24 protein-coding genes and 1 riboswitch are annotated in these 18570 nt (G+C 65.8%); of the genes, 13 read left to right on the top strand and 11 right to left on the bottom strand.

Features of this window, described 5'->3' with window-relative positions; all coding sequences use genetic code 11:
- Nucleotides 1–68: 68 nt before the first annotated feature.
- Nucleotides 69–446: a histidine triad nucleotide-binding protein gene (locus ACVENA_RS17725; protein WP_449326458.1), complete on the bottom strand. Its 378-nt coding sequence runs from the start codon at nucleotides 444–446 to the stop codon at nucleotides 69–71.
- A gap of 9 nt (nucleotides 447–455) precedes the next feature.
- Entirely contained in the window at nucleotides 456–788 is a 333-nt protein-coding gene (locus tag ACVENA_RS17720) for a phosphoribosyl-ATP diphosphatase (protein ID WP_449326457.1), read from the bottom strand.
- A 197-nt stretch (nucleotides 789–985) separates the two neighbouring features.
- Here ACVENA_RS17720 and ung point away from each other — a divergent pair, with 197 nt between their 5' ends.
- The 4 genes from ung (at nucleotide 986) to ACVENA_RS17700 (ending at nucleotide 3726) form a co-directional block, all read left to right on the top strand.
- Entirely contained in the window at nucleotides 986–1699 is a 714-nt protein-coding gene (gene ung / locus ACVENA_RS17715; RefSeq protein ID WP_449326456.1) for a uracil-DNA glycosylase, read from the top strand.
- A complete protein-coding gene (locus tag ACVENA_RS17710; protein ID WP_449326455.1) occupies nucleotides 1696–2454 on the top strand; it encodes a sulfite exporter TauE/SafE family protein in 759 nt (252 codons plus the stop codon). Before ung ends, ACVENA_RS17710 begins: the two co-directional genes overlap by 4 nt.
- Nucleotides 2451–2909 carry a YaiI/YqxD family protein gene (locus tag ACVENA_RS17705; RefSeq protein ID WP_449326454.1) on the top strand — a complete coding sequence of 153 codons (459 nt, stop codon included), beginning with the start codon at nucleotides 2451–2453 and terminating at the stop codon, nucleotides 2907–2909. Before ACVENA_RS17710 ends, ACVENA_RS17705 begins: the two co-directional genes overlap by 4 nt.
- 388 nt (nucleotides 2910–3297) lie before the next feature.
- The gene (locus tag ACVENA_RS17700; protein WP_449326453.1) at nucleotides 3298–3726 is read left to right on the top strand and encodes an OsmC family protein; all 429 of its coding nucleotides are present in this window, start codon (nucleotides 3298–3300) and stop codon (nucleotides 3724–3726) included.
- Here the strand turns inward: ACVENA_RS17700 and ACVENA_RS17695 are convergent.
- The 3 genes from ACVENA_RS17695 to ACVENA_RS17685 all read right to left on the bottom strand — a co-directional run bounded on the left by ACVENA_RS17695 (nucleotide 3723) and on the right by ACVENA_RS17685 (nucleotide 5742).
- Nucleotides 3723–4307: a 2'-5' RNA ligase family protein gene (locus tag ACVENA_RS17695; protein WP_449326452.1), complete on the bottom strand. Its 585-nt coding sequence runs from the start codon at nucleotides 4305–4307 to the stop codon at nucleotides 3723–3725. The two genes, ACVENA_RS17700 and ACVENA_RS17695, sit on opposite strands and share 4 nt — an antisense overlap.
- 162 nt (nucleotides 4308–4469) lie before the next feature.
- Nucleotides 4470–5042: a hypothetical protein gene (locus ACVENA_RS17690; RefSeq protein WP_449326451.1), complete on the bottom strand. Its 573-nt coding sequence runs from the start codon at nucleotides 5040–5042 to the stop codon at nucleotides 4470–4472.
- A gap of 31 nt (nucleotides 5043–5073) precedes the next feature.
- A complete protein-coding gene (locus ACVENA_RS17685; RefSeq protein WP_449326450.1) occupies nucleotides 5074–5742 on the bottom strand; it encodes a DUF6445 family protein in 669 nt (222 codons plus the stop codon).
- Between the two features lie 56 nt (nucleotides 5743–5798).
- Here ACVENA_RS17685 and ACVENA_RS17680 point away from each other — a divergent pair, with 56 nt between their 5' ends.
- The 5 genes from ACVENA_RS17680 (at nucleotide 5799) to ACVENA_RS17660 (ending at nucleotide 8905) form a co-directional block, all read left to right on the top strand.
- Nucleotides 5799–6224, top strand: coding sequence for a DUF1801 domain-containing protein (locus ACVENA_RS17680; protein WP_449326449.1), 426 nt, complete (start codon nucleotides 5799–5801; stop codon nucleotides 6222–6224).
- A 13-nt stretch (nucleotides 6225–6237) separates the two neighbouring features.
- Nucleotides 6238–6645, top strand: a complete 408-nt coding sequence (locus ACVENA_RS17675; RefSeq protein ID WP_449326448.1) for a DUF1801 domain-containing protein — start codon at nucleotides 6238–6240, stop codon at nucleotides 6643–6645.
- 62 nt (nucleotides 6646–6707) lie between these two features.
- Nucleotides 6708–7010 carry a hypothetical protein gene (locus ACVENA_RS17670; RefSeq protein ID WP_449326447.1) on the top strand — a complete coding sequence of 101 codons (303 nt, stop codon included), beginning with the start codon at nucleotides 6708–6710 and terminating at the stop codon, nucleotides 7008–7010.
- A 60-nt stretch (nucleotides 7011–7070) separates the two neighbouring features.
- Nucleotides 7071–7928 carry a TauD/TfdA dioxygenase family protein gene (locus ACVENA_RS17665; protein ID WP_449326446.1) on the top strand — a complete coding sequence of 286 codons (858 nt, stop codon included), beginning with the start codon at nucleotides 7071–7073 and terminating at the stop codon, nucleotides 7926–7928.
- A 98-nt stretch (nucleotides 7929–8026) separates the two neighbouring features.
- Entirely contained in the window at nucleotides 8027–8905 is an 879-nt protein-coding gene (locus ACVENA_RS17660; RefSeq protein ID WP_449326445.1) for an arylamine N-acetyltransferase family protein, read from the top strand.
- On the opposite strand, the gene ACVENA_RS17655 is transcribed toward ACVENA_RS17660, so the two are convergent.
- The 5 genes from ACVENA_RS17655 to thiC form a co-directional block, all read right to left on the bottom strand.
- On the bottom strand, nucleotides 8902–9351 hold the full coding sequence (locus tag ACVENA_RS17655; RefSeq protein ID WP_449326444.1) for a glycine zipper 2TM domain-containing protein: 450 nt from the start codon (nucleotides 9349–9351) through the stop codon (nucleotides 8902–8904). The genes ACVENA_RS17660 and ACVENA_RS17655 overlap by 4 nt on opposite strands.
- Before the next feature lie 193 nt (nucleotides 9352–9544).
- Nucleotides 9545–10501: a hypothetical protein gene (locus tag ACVENA_RS17650; protein ID WP_449326443.1), complete on the bottom strand. Its 957-nt coding sequence runs from the start codon at nucleotides 10499–10501 to the stop codon at nucleotides 9545–9547.
- Between the two features lie 182 nt (nucleotides 10502–10683).
- Nucleotides 10684–10836: a hypothetical protein gene (locus tag ACVENA_RS17645; RefSeq protein WP_449326442.1), complete on the bottom strand. Its 153-nt coding sequence runs from the start codon at nucleotides 10834–10836 to the stop codon at nucleotides 10684–10686.
- A 226-nt stretch (nucleotides 10837–11062) separates the two neighbouring features.
- Nucleotides 11063–12268, bottom strand: coding sequence for a DNA sulfur modification protein DndB (locus tag ACVENA_RS17640; protein WP_449326441.1), 1206 nt, complete (start codon nucleotides 12266–12268; stop codon nucleotides 11063–11065).
- 171 nt (nucleotides 12269–12439) lie between these two features.
- Nucleotides 12440–14329: a phosphomethylpyrimidine synthase ThiC gene (thiC, locus tag ACVENA_RS17635; RefSeq protein ID WP_449326440.1), complete on the bottom strand. Its 1890-nt coding sequence runs from the start codon at nucleotides 14327–14329 to the stop codon at nucleotides 12440–12442.
- Nucleotides 14330–14385: 56 nt separating this feature from the next.
- Nucleotides 14386–14496: riboswitch (TPP riboswitch) on the bottom strand.
- Nucleotides 14497–14609: 113 nt separating this feature from the next.
- On the opposite strand from thiC, the gene ACVENA_RS17630 reads away from it, so the two are divergent.
- The 4 genes from ACVENA_RS17630 to ACVENA_RS17615 all read left to right on the top strand — a co-directional run bounded on the left by ACVENA_RS17630 (nucleotide 14610) and on the right by ACVENA_RS17615 (nucleotide 18064).
- Entirely contained in the window at nucleotides 14610–15530 is a 921-nt protein-coding gene (locus tag ACVENA_RS17630; RefSeq protein WP_449326439.1) for a DUF4189 domain-containing protein, read from the top strand.
- Between the two features lie 113 nt (nucleotides 15531–15643).
- The gene (locus ACVENA_RS17625) at nucleotides 15644–15952 is read left to right on the top strand and encodes a hypothetical protein (protein WP_449326438.1); all 309 of its coding nucleotides are present in this window, start codon (nucleotides 15644–15646) and stop codon (nucleotides 15950–15952) included.
- Between the two features lie 284 nt (nucleotides 15953–16236).
- A complete protein-coding gene (locus ACVENA_RS17620; RefSeq protein ID WP_449326437.1) occupies nucleotides 16237–16815 on the top strand; it encodes a hypothetical protein in 579 nt (192 codons plus the stop codon).
- Between the two features lie 19 nt (nucleotides 16816–16834).
- On the top strand, nucleotides 16835–18064 hold the full coding sequence (locus ACVENA_RS17615) for a cytochrome P450 (RefSeq protein WP_449326436.1): 1230 nt from the start codon (nucleotides 16835–16837) through the stop codon (nucleotides 18062–18064).
- Between the two features lie 75 nt (nucleotides 18065–18139).
- Here the strand turns inward: ACVENA_RS17615 and ACVENA_RS17610 are convergent, their stop codons facing one another.
- Nucleotides 18140–18559, bottom strand: a complete 420-nt coding sequence (locus tag ACVENA_RS17610) for a DUF3035 domain-containing protein (RefSeq protein WP_257545546.1) — start codon at nucleotides 18557–18559, stop codon at nucleotides 18140–18142.
- Nucleotides 18560–18570 lie beyond the last annotated feature (11 nt).

The following is an 18570-nucleotide window of genomic DNA, read 5'->3' as shown; positions in this document are numbered from 1 at the left end:
GAATTGAGAGATTCGCCAACTGGCCCCTAACATTCGTCCGGGATGATGAGGAGAGTATTGGCGCCGGCTTAGCGGACGAGCATCGGCCCCAGTGGCTGACCCGCGAAGATATGGACGTGGAGGTGCGGGACTTCCTGATGGCTGTCGGGGCCGACGTTGGCGAGCAGGCGATAGCCCGGCACGACGATGCCTTGGTCGCGCGCGACCTTGCCCACCGCGCGGACGAAGCCCGCGATCTCGGCGTCGCTGCCGCGCTCCGAAAAATCGTCCCAGCTCACATAGGGGCCCTTGGGGATCACGAGGATATGCAGCGGCGCCTGCGGATTGATGTCGTGGAAGGCGAGGGCATAGTCGTCCTCATAGACGGTCTTCGACGGCAACTCGCCGCGCAGGATGCGCGCGAAGATGTTGCTGTCGTCATAGGGAAGCGTCGCGTCGATCGGCATGGGTGGCTCCTATTGGGTACGGCTGGCTTTTTCGGCGTGGCCCGAGGTGCCGTGGCGGCGCGCGAGTTCGGCGGCGACGGCGTTCCAGCCGAGACCGCGCTCGGCGAGCAGCACGGTGAGGTGAAAGATGAGGTCGGCCGCCTCGCCGGTCAGCGCGGCATCGTCTTCGGTCAGCGCGGCTATGATCGTCTCGGTCGCTTCCTCGCCGAGCTTCTGTGCGATCTTGCCGCGGCCCTTCGCGGCGAGGCTCGCCACGTAGGAAGCGGAGCCGTCGCCCGCGGCGAGCCGGTCGCGCACCACCGCCTCGAGTGTGGTCAGCGTGTCGCCAATCCCAGTCGTCATCGCTCGTCCTTCACCCGAAAATTGAATCTCGTCGTCATTGCGAGCGTAGCGAAGCAATCCAGAGCCCGCGCAAACCGCCTGGATTGCTTCGCTCCGCTCGCAATGACGAACTCAATCGATCATCCCGGCCTAGCGGCGGGAAAGGCGCTGGACAAGATGGCTGGACAAGCGCGGGCGGCTCCGGTCAAAGGATGCGCATGGCCGAGGTCAAATTGCATCCCGACTGGCTCGCGCGCATCGGCGGCGAGTTCGAGCAGCCCTATATGGCGGCGCTCAAGACCTTCCTTGCCGGCGAGCGCGCGAAAGGAAAGGCGATCTATCCGCGCCCGCGCGACTGGTTCGCGGCGCTCGACGCGACGCCGCCGCAGGACGTGCGCGTCGTCATATTGGGGCAGGATCCCTATCATGGGCCGGGGCAGGCGCACGGGCTTTGCTTCTCGGTCCAGCCGGGGGTGCGGACACCGCCGAGCCTCGTCAACATCTACAAGGAGATGCAGAGCGACCTCGGCATCCCGCCCGCGCGGCACGGGTTTTTGAAGCATTGGGCCGAACAGGGGGTACTGCTGCTCAACAATTGCCTGACGGTCGAGGCGGGAATGGCGGCGTCGCATCAGGGCAAGGGGTGGGAGAAATTCACCGACGCCGCGGTCGCGGCGGTCGCGGCCGACCCGGCGCCGAAGGTCTTCATCCTCTGGGGCAGTCACGCCCAGCGCAAGGCGGCGAATGTGCCGGGGCTGGGGCCGGGCAGTCCGCATCTGATCCTACGCGCGCCGCACCCCTCGCCACTGTCGGCGCATAACGGTTTTTTCGGATCGAAGCCGTTCAGCCAGGCGAATGCCTTTCTGGAGGCGCATGGCCGCGGGACGATCGACTGGCGATTGCCTGAGACGCCCGACATCGCCGCGGCATGAGCCTGCTGTCCGACCCGCTGACGCTGGCGGTGCTGATCGTCGCGGTGATCCTGCTCGGCATGGCGAAGGGCGGGCTCGCCGGGGTCGGTTCGCTCGCGACGCCGCTCGCCGCGCTAGTGCTGCCGCCCGCGACCGCCGCGGCGCTGCTGCTGCCGGTCCTGATCGTGCAGGACGTGATCAGCGTCTGGTCGTTCCGCCATACATGGGACGGCTGGATCATTGGCTGGATGCTCCCCGGCGCTGCGATCGGCGTCGCGGCGGGATGGTTTTATGCCGAGCGGGTGGACGAGGCGCAGTTGATGGCGGCGCTCGGCGCGATCACGCTGGCGTTCGGCCTCTATCGCCTGTGGGTCGAGCGCGGCGGGCGCGTCGTCGCGGCGTCGACCTCGCCGGGCTGGGTCGGCACGATCTTCGGCGGCCTCATGGGCTTTACCAGCCAGATCGCGCACGCGGGCGGGCCGCCGTTCCAGATGTGGGTGACGCCGCGCAAGCTGCCGCATCTGAGCTTCATCGGGACGAGCGCGATCCTGTTCGCGATCGTCAACTGGATGAAGGTGCCCGCCTATCTCGCGCTCGGCGCCTTTCCGCACGAGGTGGTCGTCGCGGCGCTGCTGCTGATGCCGCTCGCGATCGTCGCGACATTGGTCACGGTGCGCTGGCTCAAGCGGATGGATCCGGCACGCTTCTATGTCATCGTCTATATCCTGATGGTGCTGCTCGGCGCCAAGCTGCTCTGGGACGGGGTGCGCGGATGACCGTCGCGATTCTGGTCGATGCCGATGCCTGCCCGGTGAAGGACGAGGTCTATCGCGTCGCGTGGCGCCATGAGGTGCCGGTGAAGATCGTCAGCAACAGCCGGCTGCGCGTTCCCGATCATCCCTTGATCGAGCGTATTGTGGTGTCGGACGGCTTCGACGCTGCCGACGACTGGATCGCCGAGGCGGCGAATGCGCACAGCGTCGTGGTCACGGCCGACATATTGCTCGCCGACCGGGCGTTGAAAGCGGGTGCAGCGGTGCTCGCGCCGACGGGCAAGCCCTTTACCGCGGCGTCGATCGGCCCGGCGATCGCGACGCGCGCGATCATGGCCGACCTTCGCGCCGGGATGAGCGACGGGATGGGCGGGCCGCCGCCCTTTTCCAAGGCCGACCGGTCGCAGTTCCTGCAGGCGCTCGATGCGGCGCTGGTGCGGCTGAAGCGCGATGCCTGAAAATATCGCGCCAGTGATGCCGATCACGGCGCTGTGGATGGCGGCGGCTTATGGACGGGAACGAAGACGAACCGTTCCGCGCCGGCCCACCACGCCAGCGTGGAGCCAGCCCTCCCGCCTGACGCGACCCCTGGCGGGAGGGCACTAATCGGCGCCGTTGATGGAGGTCCGGCGCGTCGGTTTTGGGGGTGGGGAGCGGATATTCCCCTCCCTTGCAGGGAGGATAGACAATAGGTCCGCTTCCGGCCGTTTTCAGACATGGCGGCCCGACCGGCCACTCACCTTCTTCGAAAAGGCGTGGAAGCGCGAAGGTGCGAAGCGTAGGCTGCTATCGGCGCGAACGACCCATTTCCCGAGTCCCGCCCCTGTTCAACCGAAGGAGACTATCATGACCGTCAATCGCGCATCCGCCCGCTACGAAGGATTCGGCAAGGACGGCAAGGGGTCGATCACCACCAAATCGGAGGTGCTCAGCGCGCAGCCCTATGGCTTCGGCACCCGTTTCGAGGGGCAGCCGGGGACCAACCCCGAGGAGCTGCTCGCGGCGGCGCACGCGGCCTGTTTCACCATGGCGCTGTCCTTCGGTCTCGCGCGTGCCGGCTATTCGGGCGACACGCTCGAAACCAGCGCCGCGGTGACGCTCGAACAGCAGGACGGCGGTTTCACGATCACCAGATCGGCGCTGACGCTGACCGGCAAGGTGCCGGGGATTTCGGCCGACGAGTTCGCGACGATCGCTGGCGAGGCCGAAAAAAATTGCCCGGTGTCGAAGCTGCTCAATTGCGAAATCACGCTCGAGCATAGCCTCGAAAGCTAGGCGGCGTAGCGCAGCGGCGGGGGCAGTTCGTCGGCCATGAAGTCGAACATCGCCTGCATTGGCGGTGCGAGCGTCCAGCTTTGCAGCACGCGGTGGCGACGATGGCCGACATGGCTTTCGATCAGCGCCAGTTCGCGCGGAATCCAGGTCCATGCAATCGGCACGGTGGGAAAATCGCAGGCGCCATAGCCGAGCGTGACATGCGGGCGGAGCCCCGCCTTGCGATGCAGGGGCGCGATATCGTGCGGCGCCAGCAGCGTGACGATCGCTTCGTAAAGCCGACGGATTTCGCCGACGCTGCCCAGGGTGACGAGCGCGGCGCCCCTGTTCCGCGCGACGATCCGGCCAAAGGGAACGGGCGCCGCCGGAGGCAGGCCCGCCTCGAACGCCCTCGCCACGCGCTGGCGCAGGAAGGGATGCGGCGCGGGCGTCTCGGCGATCGTGCAGAGCGTCAGATGGTAAAGCTGCGGTTTCAGACCCGCGAACAGATCGCCCGAAACCTGCGGTAATTGGCGCGCCAGCCATCCCGCACGCTCGGCGGCGACCTGGAAGCCCAGAAAATAACGGAACATCGGTGCCATCACTCTACTCCGAATCGGATCATGTTCCTATTATGTTCTTATCTGGAGCGAGAGTCGAATCCGGATGTCGGGTTGAAAAGCTGACTTGGTGGGATAGTCGAGATTCGCGATTAATGCTCCCTTGCCTTCGAGGGGGAACGGGGAGGGGAAGGCCGCGGCCTCTTACTGGCAATTGCTGTCGCGCTTCTCTTCCTTGCCGCTGGCGAGGAACCAGCGTGCCTTGGCGGGGTCGGCGGCTTCGTCGAAATAGCAGACGTCGGTCGCGCCGGTGCGCGGATCGATCTGGACCGACCATTGGTGGGCGCCGCAATTATGCTGCTCGCATGCCCAGGATACGACCTTGTCGCCGCGCATCTCGATCGGCGACGCGGGGCCGTCGGTCGTGGTGATCGCCTTCAGAACCGCGGGGTCCTTGACCGTCGCGGCGATCCCCGCTTTCACGAGAACATAGTCGTTCCACGCGACCCCGTCGACCTTGTCGAACGGATATTTGCCCACGTAAGAAGCGAGCTTGCTGCCCGCGGTCGGCGGGAGCGGCGAGGTGGCGGCGGGACCGGCGTCGCCGACCTTGTCGGCGCTCGCGTCGGGCGGATTGCCGGTCGGGGCCGTTGCCGCCGGTGCGTCGCTCTTGGGCGCCTCGGTGGCCGCCTTGTCCGATTGCGATCCGCATGCGGCGAGGGGGAAGGCCATGACGATAAGCGGAACGGCGAGAAGAGGGATGCGGCGAAGGGGCATGGGCTTTCTCCTGCTGTCGCGCTCGCTCCTATCATGGCATGGCGGCGAAGAACATCAGATAGACGAGGCGCCCATCGTCGGTGCCGGTGCCGAAACCCGGCGCCGAATTGTGGAACATCCACGGACTGAACAGGATCAGCCGATTGAAGCGCATCGGCGCGGTGAAACTCTTTTCCCACGCCGAGGGCTTCGTCGTGTCGCGATTGACGACCTCTTCGATCAGCCGGTTGATGTCGGCGTAGCCCGCGGCGCGGATCCCGTCGGCGGTCGTCGGCACGCGATCGAGCCCGGTGCGACGATGGCGATAGAAATCGGTGCCGCCGCGGCAATGATCGGGCGGCGTGAGATAGAGGATGCCCGACCAGGCGGTGGGATCGATATGCACGCCGCTTCGCCCGCGATCACCCTTCAGCGTCAGTCGGCAATGACCATGGAGCGTTCCCGGCGCGCCGGCGAGCTTCAATCCGGTAAGATGCGAGACATAATCGTCGATCCCTTTGATCGGCAGCGCCCGCTCCGACGTGACGCCGGGATAATTGCCCGACGCCGTGCCGCGGTCATAGCCAAGGCCAAGCGCCTGACGCCGGAGTTCGTGCGGATTGGCTACGAAATCGTCGACCATGATGAAGTTCGGGGTCATCGTGCCGCCCGCGCTAACAGGAAGCGCGATGCGGCGCCAGCGGGCGGCGCGTCGGCGCATCGGCACTGGAAGGACCGGCCGGGGCGTGGCATCACGCGCCCGGCAAGGAGCGAGTCATGGCGAAGTCCGAAAAGCCCGTCCTGCTGTCGGGCGGTAATCCGCAGATCGCGAAGGGCGAGGGCGATGCGCCGGTTCAGGCCTATATCGCCGCGATGCCGGGCTGGAAATCGGCCGCCTGGGCGCGGCTCGACGCGCTGATCGTGCGCGAGGTGCCCGGCGTGCGCAAGGCGGTGAAGTGGAATTCGCCCCTCTATGGCGCGCCCGATGCGCTGCCGAACCACTGGTTCCTCAGCATCCATTGCTATGACCGCTATATCAAGGTCGCCTTTTTCGACGGCCGGCGGCTCGACCCGGTGCCGCCCGTCGCGTCGAAGAGCGGCGACACGCGCTATTTTCATGTCCATGAGGCCGATGCGGTCGACGAGAGCGCCTTTGCCGACTGGGTGCGGCAAGCGAGCGTGCTGCCCGGTGAGAAGATGTAAGGGAGACAGGGTGATGGCGGACGAAGACGCTTCGGCGCTGATCGATGCGAAGATCGCGTCGCTCGGCGACTGGCGCGGTGCGGTGCTGGCGACGCTGCGCACGCTGATCCGCGAGGCCGATCCCGCGATCGAGGAGAGGGTCAAATGGCGCAAGCCGACCAACCCCGCGGGCGTCCCGACCTGGGAGCGCGCGGGGGTGATCTGCACCGGCGAAACATATAAGGACAAGGTCAAGCTGACCTTTGCCAAGGGCGCGGCAGTCGCCGATCCGGCGGGGCTGTTCAACGCCAGCCTCGACGGCAATGTCCGGCGCGCGATCGACCTGTTCGAGAGCGACCGCGTCGATGCCGAGGCCTTCACGGCGCTGGTGCGCTGCGCGGTCGAAGCGAATCTGGCGAAGCCTGCGCGATCAAGGACATAGGCGCTCGCCTGAGGAACTTTCGGGTGGGCCGCGGGGTTGATTCGTTGCTCAAAGGGGAGGCGATGATGATCAAGACAGGCTTGTCCATTCTGGCCGCGGCGCTGGCGTTTGGCGCGGCGGTGCCGGTCGCGGCGCAATATACGGTCGATACCGCGCTGTCCGATTCGGTACTCGGCGAAACGCGCAAGATCGGCGAAAAGCCCACCAAATCCGACCACATGACCGGCGAGCAGCTCGCCTTCTGGCGCGACTATTGTGCCAAATGGCCCAAGGGCGGCGCGTGCGACAGCTATCGCGCGGAGGCGGCGCGGCGCGCGGCCGTGGTGCGGCAGGGGCCGGCGAAGGCGAAGGAAAGGCGTCGCTGAGCTTGACTCGGCGTTCCCGCGCTCGCCTAATGCCCGCTTCGGGAGCAAGGAGAGGACGCCATGAACGTCGCCGCATCGCCGCAGAGCTTCGCGCGCTTGAAGGTCGCGCCGCTGACCCCATCGATCGGGGCCGAGATTTCGGGCATCGACCTGTCGCAGGAACAGGATGACGCGGTCATCGCCGAAATCCGCGCCGCGCTGCTCGCGCACAAGGTCGTCTTTTTTCGCGACCAGCCGATCACCCCTGCGCAGCATATTGCCTTTGCCCGCCGCTTCGGCACGCTCGAAATCCATCCCGCGACGCCCAAGGATCAGCCCGATCCCGAGGTGCTGCACATCGCGCACGGCCCCGAGTCGAAAGGCAAGGAAAATGCCTGGCATTCGGACGTCACCTGGCGCGCCGAGCCGTCGCTGGGGTCGATCCTCCGCGCGGTCGAGGTGCCGCCGGTCGGCGGCGACACGCTGTTCGCCGACATGGCCGCGGCGTTTCGCGGCCTGTCGCCGGCGATGCAGGACTTCTGCCGCGGCCTGACCGCGGTCCACGACATCGCGCGCGTTTTCGCCGGGCGGCTCGGCAAGCCGGTCGAGGAACTGCACAAGCAATATCCGCCGCAGGTCCATCCGCTGGTGCGCACCCATCCCGAAACCGGCGAGCAGGCGCTCTATGTCAACATCGCCTTCACCAGCCATGTCGAAGGGCTGTCGGCGAAGGAGAGCGACCGGCTGCTCGCGCATCTCTATGCGCAGGCGGCGATCCCCGAATATCAGTGCCGCTTCCGCTGGGAGCCGGGTTCGACCGCCTTCTGGGACAATCGCGCCGCGCAGCATTATGCCGCGTCGGACTATTTCCCGGCGGTGCGGCGGATGGAGCGGGTGACGATCGCGGGCGACCGGCCCTTTTACAGGGACGAGCGCTGAGGCCGCTGCCGCCGACCGCTCCGATTTCGTGCTTGATCTCAACCGGGCTTGAGCTTTCATAAGGATGGGCCTGCGATTCGCGAAAGGATGATCGGCCCATGCTGCACCGCTTCGACGCCTCCGCTTCGGATGGTGATTTCCCCGACCGGGCACCGGCCGGCGATGACGTCCTCGCCCGCTATCTGGCGCGGATCGGATATGCCGGCCCGGTTGCCCCGACGCTCGACACGCTCGCCGCATTGCAGGCGGCGCATCAGGCGGCGATCCCGTTCGAGGCGATGGATGCGCTGACCGGCGAGGGCGTCGACATCGACCCACGGGCGATCGAGGCGAAGCTGATCGATCGGCGCCGCGGCGGCTATTGCTTCGAGCAGAACGGCCTGTTCCTGCGCGTGCTGCAGACGATCGGCTTTGCGGCCGAGGGGCTGCTCGGCCGGGTGCGCTGGATGCTGCCCGAAGATGCGCCGCCGACGGGGCGCACGCATATGGTGGTGCGCGTGACGGTGGGCGGCCGGGCGTGGCTGGTCGATGTCGGTTTCGGCGCGACGGTGCCGCCGCAGCCGCTGGCGCTGGATGAGGTGATGCCGCAGCCGACGCGGCACGAAAGCTATCGCGTCCGACCGATCGATACCGGATACCGGGTCGAGGCCGAAATCGCGGGGGCGTGGAAGACGCTCTATGATATCGAGTCCGCGCCGGCCCCCGCGATCGATTATGAGATCGGCAACTGGTATACGTCGCAGCATCCGTCCTCGCATTTCCGGCACCAGCTCGTCGCCGCGCGGACGACCGCCGAGGCGCGGCATGGCCTGCGCGACAACCGGCTGACGATCCGCCGCACGGGCGGCGTCATCGAGCAGCGTTATCTGTCCGCCGACGAGATCGAGGCTGCGCTCGCCGAGATCTTCCTGTTGACCCCCGAACCCGGCTGGCGCCGCGCGATCGAGCGCGCGGCGACCGCCGAGGTCCAGGCTTAACGACAGCGCACGTCCTTGTTACCGCTGCGGTCGATCGCGCGGCCGGCGACCGCGCCGCCGATCGCACCGAGCACGGTACCCAGCGTCTCGCTGTCGCCCGGCGCGATGACGTTGCCGATCACGCCGCCGGCGATGCCGCCGACGATCAGCCCGGTCGTCCCGTCGCTGCGGCGGCAGTAATATTGGCCGTTGCGGCCGCGATAGACGCGGTCGCTGTTCGACAGGCGGCGTTCCTTGTAGCGGCGGTCGCTGCGGTAATAATTCTCGGCATAATAGCCGCCGTAGCGCGGGTCGGGGCGGTTATAGTCATAATTGCCATAGCGGTCGTGATAGCCACGATCATAATAGCCGTAGCCGCCGTCGTCATAGCCATAGCCGCCGGTGGTCGCGCACGCGCCGGTCAGGGCGGTCGCGGCGGCGAGGGGCAGGATCATCCATCTGTTCATCGGCATCACTCCGTTGGGGATGCCGGACCGGAGCGGCGTGGCGTCCCTTGGCCCCTCCATGAAGGATAGACCCGCGAGAGCGGGCCGAGTTCCGTTGAGGGGGTGTCAGGCGTGCCTCGGCGGGAGTGTCGCATGGTGTCGGGGTGGAGACGGCTGCTGCACGCGGCGCCCGGCCGCCGGAAGGTCACAAAGGTCACGCCACATCCCCCTCCTGTGTCCCGCCTTCGGGGGCCTCCCGCGGCCCGGCCCCGTCATCCCCCTTCGCGTCATCATCGACGCCGGCGTCCGGCGCGGTGCCGGCGGCGGTGCGGCGGGCTTCTTCCAGGCCGATCTGGCGATGGAATTCGGCGTCGGTCAGCCCATCGGTCGCGATGCCGAGTGTCTTGAGCCGCCGCATCACCGCGATGGCGGCGATCAGCCGCGCGTCGGTTTCCTCCTGCGTCGCATAGTGGGGCGCGGACGCCGCGGCGTCGGCCAGCGCCGCCTCTTCGTCGGTCAGCCATAGGGTGCCGTCATCCTCGCGCTCGCGATCGACGGTGACGCCGCTATCGCGATCGCACGCATCCTCGGCGACATGGTCGGTCCAGCGGCCGAGCGCGATCGCGCGGGCATCGGGGCGGCGGCGCGGTTCGCGGCGATCGCGCCACGCGCCATAGGTGTCGGGGTCGCGATAGCGCAGCAGGAACATCGTCAGCCGCTCGTCATAATAGCGCCGCTCGCCGACCTGCTCGCCCTGGAACCACACCGGGCGCGTGACGCCGTGCAGCGCGCGCGAGAAAGCGGCGTCGGACAGGCGGCGGATCGCATAGTCGAGCGCGGCATCCCACGCGGCGCGAAAGCTGTAGGCGTCGACGCGGCGGCGCAGGCGATAGGCGGTCGACGGCGACAGGCCGACGCGCTCGCACGCCTCGGTCACGCAGCCGCATTCGCCGAGCGCCTCGATGAATTCGACCTGCTTTTCGGGCGTCCAGCCATCGCGGCGTTCGCGCGGGGACGCGGGGACGAATTCATGCGCGGAGGCCAGCGTGCGGGTGTCGTCGGGCGGCGCCCGGCGCGCCTTGGTGATGCGAACGGGGCTGCGCGTCTTGTTCGCCTTTTGCGCGCGGGCGCGAAGGGCAGCGAGGTCTGGGGTGATCTTGTCGTGTTTCATCTGGAAGGATGAACCAGACGGGAGTTTTTTAGGAAAGGGGTTTTTGGGGTGGGGTGTGCGAAATAGGATTTGCGGGGGTGTTCCGGAGAGGGCTCCAGGCAATTAGCGGGTTGTTGCACCTGTCACCGTAATTCGTAATTCATGGTGTTGGTGCGACGCCATCGGCGCCGCACCCCCGTTATTTACAGCCGCTTGCAGTGGTCACAGAGCGGATGGCCGCCAGTGCCGCTGCGGCGGTTGTAGCTTTCGATATTGTTGCCCTCGGTGCACTTGTTGTCGTTGTGATGGACACGCGTGCCGGGCTTGGCAGAATGATACGCAGAAACTTTGGCCATGATTTTGGCCCTTTCTATATCAGGAGTGTTCCGATAATCTGGGCCGCGCGGAAAACTGACGTTTTTCGCGGGGCCTTAGTCATCCGCTAAGGTCCGGGCCATGTACCACATGGCTCACCTCCTTCCTTTTTTGGGGAGGGCTTTGCACCGGTCCGGCCAAGGAATTTAGGTGCAAGGCCAAGGTGTTAGGGCGGCGATTGAAGGGTTCTTCAATCGCCGTTCTTATTCAGAGCCCATTGATCAAATCCTCGTCTTGAGTTTCCTCTGGTGGAGCTTCCGAATCTCCTCGCAGTGCCTTGTAGATCAGAGAGGCAGTTTCCTTAGGGCCCCCCAGCGTGATGGCGCCGGACGAGCTTTGCTTTGCGCCCAAAGCCAGCCAGCTTTCATTTCGCTGCCAATCCATCGAACCAATTTTCTGTTGTGCCGCAGATGCAAGGGTGGCGTTTAGCTCGGGCCCCTGCAGAGGAGAATCGCCCATCCGGTCGAGCGCATCTTGATAAGCATCGTGGCCAAGCGCACCTACCGCGCACCAAACGGCAGGAGCTGCCGCGAACGTCGACGCGCGGTGTTCAGGAGATAGCGCTTCGCCCCATGCATTGACCGCCGCACTAAACCACATGCTAGCAGCGTCCCGGTACCGGTCTTGATCCTCAATGGGAATTTCAACATTCTTTGTCTGGTACTGAACACCCCCAATGCCCTCGACAAAGCACACTACGGCTGCCCGCAGCGCAGAAATTGTGATTAGGTCTTCGTCCTTGCTTCCAAGCTGGCGCTTTTGCCGATTCACGCGGCCGCTAAGTGGCGGAACCAGCTTTTCTATCTGTTTGGCCAACTGTGTTGCATCGTCGCGATTGTCCAAACCAATCGCCATGCTGGTGGAAACCTTGACGCCTTGCGAGTTGCAATCCGCAAATATTTGTTGGGCCTGATCTTCAGGAATTCCATGGACGATGACGATTTTGATCTTTTGCCTGTCGAAGAGCGTCGGAACCATTCCATCTGCAAGGTTTCTCGCGGTGGTTTGCGTGTCGCCATCGAGAGCGACGAAGCGCATTTCATGCGGAACCAGTGCCCAAGCTACACCGCTCCCGTCGTCACTGGCCACCTGAATAGGTTTTTCTGACCATAGAACGATTTGCGGCGTGAACCCTTCGCCGGTTTTCACAGAATTGATGATGTACTTGGCGTACGGTTCAACATTCCGCCGCTTCGCGCCGTTCACCAAGCGCTGAACCCTTGATCGCAGGGTCGCTACCGCCGACAGATCGGCGTTATATTTTACGAGATTTCCTTCGAGCTTCCGGGGGTCCGGCACAAGCATTTTGAACAGCCCATGCGGGAGGACCCCCTGAAATTCATTTTCCGAAACCACATTCCCAAAAACTGGGACTCCGGTACCAAGTGGAGGGTCGGGAAGGTTAATCTGCATTGCAGCGGCCCCTATTTCTCGGCCTCGAGATCGATTCGAGGCCCTCTAGATGCTGCCATAGCATCTCGGGAAGCGTTTGCAACATTCTCGGGTGAGGATTTTTTCAACTCGGGGAATCACCCGAGTTGAAAATTAACCATGTCCTTGTTTTATCAGGTTTTGTTCTCGCCCTTAATCATGCTCTCGGCCGCCGGCCCCCATATACAGCTCGCGCCCGGTGTCCTCATAGACCTGGCTCATTTCCGCCATGCCCTTTTCGGCCTCTTCGGCGGCGATGAAGTCCGCGCTGTCCTGGTTTTGCAGTTTCGCAAATTCGCGGACTTCCTGGCTGATCTTCATCGAGCAGAATTTGGGGCCGCACATGCTGCAGAAATGCGCCGACTTGGCGCCCTCGGCGGGGAGGGTCTGGTCGTGATATTGCTCGGCGGTGTCGGGGTCGAGCGACAGGTTGAACTGGTCGCGCCAGCGGAATTCGAAGCGCGCTTTCGATAGCGCGTCGTCGCGGACTTTCGCCGCGGGGTGGCCTTTGGCGAGGTCGGCGGCGTGGGCGGCGAGCTTGTAGGTGACGACGCCGACCTTCACATCGTCGCGGTCGGGGAGGCCGAGATGCTCCTTGGGCGTGACGTAGCAGAGCATCGCGGTGCCGTACCAGCCGATCATCGCGGCGCCGATGCCGCTGGTGATATGGTCGTATCCCGGCGCGATGTCGGTCGTGAGCGGCCCCAAGGTGTAGAAGGGCGCCTCGCCGCACGCCTCGAGCTGCTTGTCCATATTCTCCTTGATCTTGTGCATCGGGACGTGGCCCGGGCCCTCGATCATCACCTGCACATCATGCTCCCACGCGCGCTTGGTGAGTTCGCCGAGCGTGTAGAGCTCGGCGAACTGGGCCTCGTCGTTCGCGTCGGCGATGCTGCCGGGGCGGAGGCCGTCGCCGAGGCTGTAGGCGATGTCATAGGCCTTCATGATCTCGGTGATCTCGTCGAAGCGCTCGTAGAGGAAGCTTTCCTTGTGATGCGCGAGGCACCATTTCGCCATGATGCTGCCGCCGCGGCTGACGATGCCGGTGACGCGCTTGGCGGCGAGGGGGACGTAGGGCAGGCGGACGCCCGCGTGGATGGTGAAATAGTCGACGCCCTGCTCAGCCTGCTCGATCAGCGTGTCGCGGAAGATTTCCCACGTCAGTTCCTCGGCGATGCCGCCGACTTTCTCGAGCGCCTGATAGATGGGGACGGTGCCGATCGGAACGGGGCTGTTGCGGATGATCCATTCGCGCGTGTCGTGGATGTTGCGGCCGGTCGACAGGTCCATGACGGTGTCGGCGCCCCAGCGGATCGACCAGACCATCTTGTCGACCTCGCTCGCGACGTCCGACGCGACCGCGCTGTTGCCGATATTGGCGTTGATCTTGACGAGGAAGTTGCGGCCGATCGCCATCGGCTCGCTTTCGGGGTGGTTGATGTTGTTCGGGATGATCGCGCGGCCGCGCGCGACTTCCTCGCGGACGAATTCGGGGGTGACGTAATCGGGGATGCTGGCGCCCCAGTCCTGCCCGTCGCGGGTGTACTCGGCGAGGCGTTCGCGGCCGAGATTTTCGCGAGTCGCGACATATTCCATCTCGGGCGTGATGATGCCGCGGCGGGCGTAGTGCATCTGGCTGACGTTGGCGCCCGGTTTGGCGCGCAGCACCGTCTTGCGGACGTTGGGGAAGGCGGGGACGCCGCCCGAGCGGTCGGGGCCGAGCTGGCCGTTATCCTCGGGCCGGACCTCGCGCTGGGTGACCTCCTCGACGTCGCCGCGGGCGCGGATCCATGCGGCGCGGAGTTCGGGGAGGCCCTCTGCGATGTCGATGCTGGCATTGGGGTCGGTGTAGGGGCCGCTGGTGTCGTAGACGCGGACGCTGGGCTCGCCCGAGTGCGGGTCGAGGTCGATCTCGCGCATCGCGACGCGAATGCCACTGCCGGTGGGGCTCGCGACATGGACCTTGCGGCTGCCGCGAATCGGCCCGGTGGTGACGCCGATCGCGCCGAGTTTCGCTTCAATGCGGGAATCGATGTCGGCCATGTGCAGTCGCTCCAGTTATCGGAGCGAAGATGGGGATTCCGGCCCTTTGAAACGTGGCGTGGAACACCGACCCTCCCTCCGCCGGTATTACCCGGATCAGGTTCAACGGGTCGCGGGCTGTTCCGCTCTCAACCTGTTTCTGCACACAGGCTCCCCGGGGATGGGCGGGTTATAGGCGGCGGCGCGCACGCTGTCCATGCGCCGCTTGTGACCGCGAACACTTTCGCTAAGGGAGAATGCGATTAGGACCGTCTTATCAACTGGATAGAAGGGTCGGGATATGACGGGATTCGATATGCGGCGTGTGATGCAGATGCTGGCGGTGCTGCTGGCGTGGACCTTGTGGCCGGCCGCGGCGCACGCGCAATATCCGTGCAACGGCCCCGGCCCCGGCGAGCGGATGGTCGGGATGACGCAAGGCGGCAACGGCGTCGCGTCGATCCCGCTGTGCGTGCGTGACGATTCGGCCGCGGCGCCCGCCCCCGCGCCGGCGCCGAACAACAGCTATGCCGCGATGGCCTGGCATCCCGACGCCGCCGACGTGTGGGTCGACGGTAATTACGTCGGATCGAACAATGTCGGTGAGAGCGCGGTGCTGGCAGCGTGCAACGCCGTGATGGGCGGCGGCTGCACCGCGGCGGGGACGTGGTGGAATTCGTCGATGACGGTCATCCGCGACCGGCAGGGCTATTTCTACAAGGGCTGGGCCGGCGAGGGCGGGGCCGAGCGCAAGCAGGTGCTGGCCGAATGTTCGGCCAAGCAATTGCTGCCGTGCGAGGTTTTCGCGACGATCCGGTCGAGCACCAACCACCGCTTCCCCGGCGCCGGGGTCCGCAAATTTTTCGCGGCGTCGGCGTGGGTCGTCGGCAACGCGGCCGGCGGCTATGACGGCAAGCTCTATGTCGCGAGCGGCTATCGCAATGCCGACGAGGCGATCGCGGCGGCGATCAAGGCGTGCGCCGACGCGACGAAGCACAAGTGCGATTCGAACGCGCTGACCGGCAACGGCTTCATCCAGGCCTATCGCATGAACGGCGGCGACGACAGCGCGACGGTCGAAACCTCGGCCAAGCGGGCGAAGGCGGCGGCAGAGGCGAACTGCAAGAAGCAGAAGAGCAAGGGTTGCGAATTGCAGGCGCTGTTCGACAGCCGCACGCCGGGGCTGTTCGTGCATGATTTCAATGCCGCCGGCGGGGGCTGACCTCGCCCGCATCGCAGGCCCGCATTGCAGGATTGTAATGTGGCGGACGCGCTGCCGCCATGCGGGGCGTGCGATCTTCCCCATCCTCTCCATGGGATGAAAGGAAATCCGTCATGCCGAAGTTCACCCTTGCCGCGATCGGCGCCGCCGCGCTGTTCGCACTGTCGGGGACGGCCGCGACCGCCCAGAGCGCGACGCCCTATTGCTCGAAGACGGTCACCGACAATTGCATGCAGCGCGAAGGCCATGCCGCCGCGCCGAAGCATCACGCGGTGCCGAAGCATCATGCCGCGGCGAAACATCATCGTGCGCCGGCGAAGCACCGCGTTGCCGCGAAGCATCACGTTGCCGTGAAGCATCACCGGGCGCCGCATCACAAGATGGCGGCGAAGGCCGCGCCGGCGCCCGCGCGCAAGATGTGAAGACGGTTTATGCGTCGGAGCTGACATAACGGCGCACAATTCGCTTTCCATGAGGATCGCCGGCGCGAACCTGCGCTCGCGCGAAATGCCGGTGTGCTGGACTCCCGCATCGTCCGTGGCATAGTCGACGGATGATGCGGGAGGGCGCCATGCGATGGCCGGAAGGACGGATTCGATGGGCAGGAGCCTCATCGGTCCTGCCGCTCTTGCTTCTGGCAACTCCGTCTTCGGCGATCATCGCAGACCCGCGACCGCGCACTTGCGCGGCCTTCTCTTCGGCTGATGTGGTAGTCGCCGGTCATATCGGCGCGGCGCGGCTGAATTGGGAATGGGTCCGATGGGATGTGACCGTCGATCGCCTTTACAAGGGGACGGTGCCGAAGCGGTTCCAGCTCTACACGCCGAACGATAGTTCGCGGGCGACGCCTGACGACGGCAAGCGCAATCTGCTTTTCATCACCCGACGCAATGGCCGGCTTGAGATTGGGGGTTCCGATCCCAACGGTAGCGATGCGGCGGCCCGGAGAATCGAGACCGAGGTGGCGGCGCTCGCGGCGCGTCCGCGAACGGGTGCGGGGTCCATCCGCCTTCTGGTGGCGAGCGAGCAAGGCGTTCCGCTTGGCGGTGCCCGCGTGCGGCTCCATCGGTCTGGGGCGCCCCGCGACCTGATCGTGCGGACCGACAAGCAGGGATTTGCATCGCTGAACGCGGCGCCGGGCCGATGGACCGCGCTGCTCGTTGAGCCGGGATGGACGAGCCGGTTCAGCCTCTACACCTATGATCGCGCCGACGGCTTTACCCTGCGCCCGGGCGGGTGCGCCGATTTGCGGCTTGAACCGGTGCGGCAAATGTCGAAGAAATAAGCGATTGCGGGAGAGCGATATGGCTTCGGTGGTGGACGAAGCGCGGGCGGTGAGTCCGGTCGATGTCAGCGACATCGCGCTTTACGTCGAGGACAGATGGCGCGCGCCGTTCGCACGGCTGCGCGCCGAGATGCCGGTGAGCTGGTGCGCAGACAGCCCCTATGGCGGCTATTGGTCGGTGGCGACGCACGCGCTGGTGCAGGCAGTCGAGCTCGATCCCGCGACCTTCTCCTCGTCGTGGGAGAATGGCAATATCGTCATCGCCGATCCGCCGCCGCAATCGAACCTGCCCAATTTCATCGCCGCCGACCCGCCGGTCCACACCGCGCAGCGCCGCGTGATCTCCCCCGCCTTCAGCCCGAGCCAGATGAGCGAGCGCGAAAAGACGGTGAAGCAGCGGACGCGCGAACTGTTCGACGCGCTGCCGGTCGGCGAGACGTTCGACTGGGTCGAGCGGGTATCGGTGCCGCTGACGATCGGGATGCTGTGCATCCTGTTCGATTTTCCGTGGGAGGAGCGCCACGACCTCAAGCGCTGGTCGGACTATGGCGGCAATGTCTCGCCCGAAACCGCGACCGAGGAATATCGCGCCGAATGGATGGCGCAGATGCAGGCGATGCTCGCGCGCTTCGACGCCGAATTCGCCGCGCGCAAGGCGCTGCCGCCGAGCGACGACCTGCTGTCGCGTATGGTGCATAGCGAGGCGATGGGGAATCTGAACCCGATGGAGCGGCTCGCGAACATCGCGCTGCTGATCGTCGGCGGCAACGACACGACGCGCAATTCGATGAGCGGGCTGGTCGAGGCGCTGCACCGATTTCCGGGCGAACTCGACCGATTGCGCGCCGATGCGTCGCTGATCCCCAACGCGGCGCAGGAGATCATCCGCTGGCAGTCGCCGGTCACCCATATGCGGCGCACCTGCACGCGCGATGTCGAGCTGGGCGGGCAGCAGCTCCGCAAGGGCGAGAAGGTGATCCTCTGGTATATTTCGGCGAACCGCGACGAGAGCGTGTTCGCCGACGCCGATGCCTTCGATGTCGGGCGCGAGAATGCGCGGCGGCACGTCGCCTTCGGGCACGGCATCCACCGCTGCGTCGGCGCGCGGCTGGCCGAGATTCAGCTTTGCACGCTGATCGAGGAGATTGTCGCACGCGGCATCCGCATCGCGCCGCAGGGGCCGGCCGAGCGATTGCCGAGCCCGTTCCTGCACGGCTTTACGCATATGCCGGTGCGGATCGCGGGATAGGGTCGCGCCCAATGAGCCCCTCTTCAGGGGAGGGGTGGTTCCTTTAACGGTCCGGAAACCGCTCCGGCCCGGCGGTCAGGCGCCGGGGATCGAGGCGCTGGCGTCGCGGCCGTCGCCTTCGGGGGCGAAGACGATGTCGCGGGTGACGAGGCCCTTGTCGACGACCTGGGTGTCGGGGCTGCCGACGCTGCTGCGGATGCCGGGGTCGGCGCGATCGCCGTCGGCCTTGCCGATGACCTGCGTTTCGGCCGCGCTGCGCGGGGCGTCGCCGCCGAAGAGCGCCTTCAGCGTCTGTTCGGCGGTGGTCTCGTTGCCCGGGCGCGCGGCGCCGGGGGCGGGCGGGGTCAGCGCGAAATCGGGCGGCACGACGAGCGGCGCCTGGCGCGATACCGCCATTTCGTCGGGGCGGTCGCGGCTGAACAGGCTGTTCGACCCGCAGGCCGACAAGGTCGTCGCGAGAATCGAGGCGGCGAGAATGGCGGTGGTCCGGTTCACTTGACTAAATA

The organism is Sphingopyxis sp. 550A, from assembly GCF_053569535.1.
This window is presented reverse-complemented; position numbering and strand designations above follow the sequence as displayed.

Excerpts from the sequence above, each read along its gene's own strand:
- ACVENA_RS17725 (WP_449326458.1), bottom strand. The coding sequence starts at position 446 with ATGCCGATCGACGCGACGCTTCCCTATGACGACAGCAACATCTTCGCG.
- ACVENA_RS17720 (WP_449326457.1), bottom strand. The coding sequence starts at position 788 with ATGACGACTGGGATTGGCGACACGCTGACCACACTCGAGGCGGTGGTG.
- ung (WP_449326456.1), top strand. The coding sequence starts at position 986 with ATGGCCGAGGTCAAATTGCATCCCGACTGGCTCGCGCGCATCGGCGGC.
- ACVENA_RS17710 (WP_449326455.1), top strand. The coding sequence starts at position 1,696 with ATGAGCCTGCTGTCCGACCCGCTGACGCTGGCGGTGCTGATCGTCGCG.
- ACVENA_RS17705 (WP_449326454.1), top strand. The coding sequence starts at position 2,451 with ATGACCGTCGCGATTCTGGTCGATGCCGATGCCTGCCCGGTGAAGGAC.
- ACVENA_RS17700 (WP_449326453.1), top strand. The coding sequence starts at position 3,298 with ATGACCGTCAATCGCGCATCCGCCCGCTACGAAGGATTCGGCAAGGAC.
- ACVENA_RS17695 (WP_449326452.1), bottom strand. The coding sequence starts at position 4,307 with ATGGCACCGATGTTCCGTTATTTTCTGGGCTTCCAGGTCGCCGCCGAG.
- ACVENA_RS17690 (WP_449326451.1), bottom strand. The coding sequence starts at position 5,042 with ATGCCCCTTCGCCGCATCCCTCTTCTCGCCGTTCCGCTTATCGTCATG.
- ACVENA_RS17685 (WP_449326450.1), bottom strand. The coding sequence starts at position 5,742 with ATGCGCCGACGCGCCGCCCGCTGGCGCCGCATCGCGCTTCCTGTTAGC.
- ACVENA_RS17680 (WP_449326449.1), top strand. The coding sequence starts at position 5,799 with ATGGCGAAGTCCGAAAAGCCCGTCCTGCTGTCGGGCGGTAATCCGCAG.
- ACVENA_RS17675 (WP_449326448.1), top strand. The coding sequence starts at position 6,238 with ATGGCGGACGAAGACGCTTCGGCGCTGATCGATGCGAAGATCGCGTCG.
- ACVENA_RS17670 (WP_449326447.1), top strand. The coding sequence starts at position 6,708 with ATGATGATCAAGACAGGCTTGTCCATTCTGGCCGCGGCGCTGGCGTTT.
- ACVENA_RS17665 (WP_449326446.1), top strand. The coding sequence starts at position 7,071 with ATGAACGTCGCCGCATCGCCGCAGAGCTTCGCGCGCTTGAAGGTCGCG.
- ACVENA_RS17660 (WP_449326445.1), top strand. The coding sequence starts at position 8,027 with ATGCTGCACCGCTTCGACGCCTCCGCTTCGGATGGTGATTTCCCCGAC.
- ACVENA_RS17655 (WP_449326444.1), bottom strand. The coding sequence starts at position 9,351 with ATGAACAGATGGATGATCCTGCCCCTCGCCGCCGCGACCGCCCTGACC.
- ACVENA_RS17650 (WP_449326443.1), bottom strand. The coding sequence starts at position 10,501 with ATGAAACACGACAAGATCACCCCAGACCTCGCTGCCCTTCGCGCCCGC.
- ACVENA_RS17645 (WP_449326442.1), bottom strand. The coding sequence starts at position 10,836 with ATGGCCAAAGTTTCTGCGTATCATTCTGCCAAGCCCGGCACGCGTGTC.
- ACVENA_RS17640 (WP_449326441.1), bottom strand. The coding sequence starts at position 12,268 with ATGCAGATTAACCTTCCCGACCCTCCACTTGGTACCGGAGTCCCAGTT.
- thiC (WP_449326440.1), bottom strand. The coding sequence starts at position 14,329 with ATGGCCGACATCGATTCCCGCATTGAAGCGAAACTCGGCGCGATCGGC.
- ACVENA_RS17630 (WP_449326439.1), top strand. The coding sequence starts at position 14,610 with ATGACGGGATTCGATATGCGGCGTGTGATGCAGATGCTGGCGGTGCTG.
- ACVENA_RS17625 (WP_449326438.1), top strand. The coding sequence starts at position 15,644 with ATGCCGAAGTTCACCCTTGCCGCGATCGGCGCCGCCGCGCTGTTCGCA.
- ACVENA_RS17615 (WP_449326436.1), top strand. The coding sequence starts at position 16,835 with ATGGCTTCGGTGGTGGACGAAGCGCGGGCGGTGAGTCCGGTCGATGTC.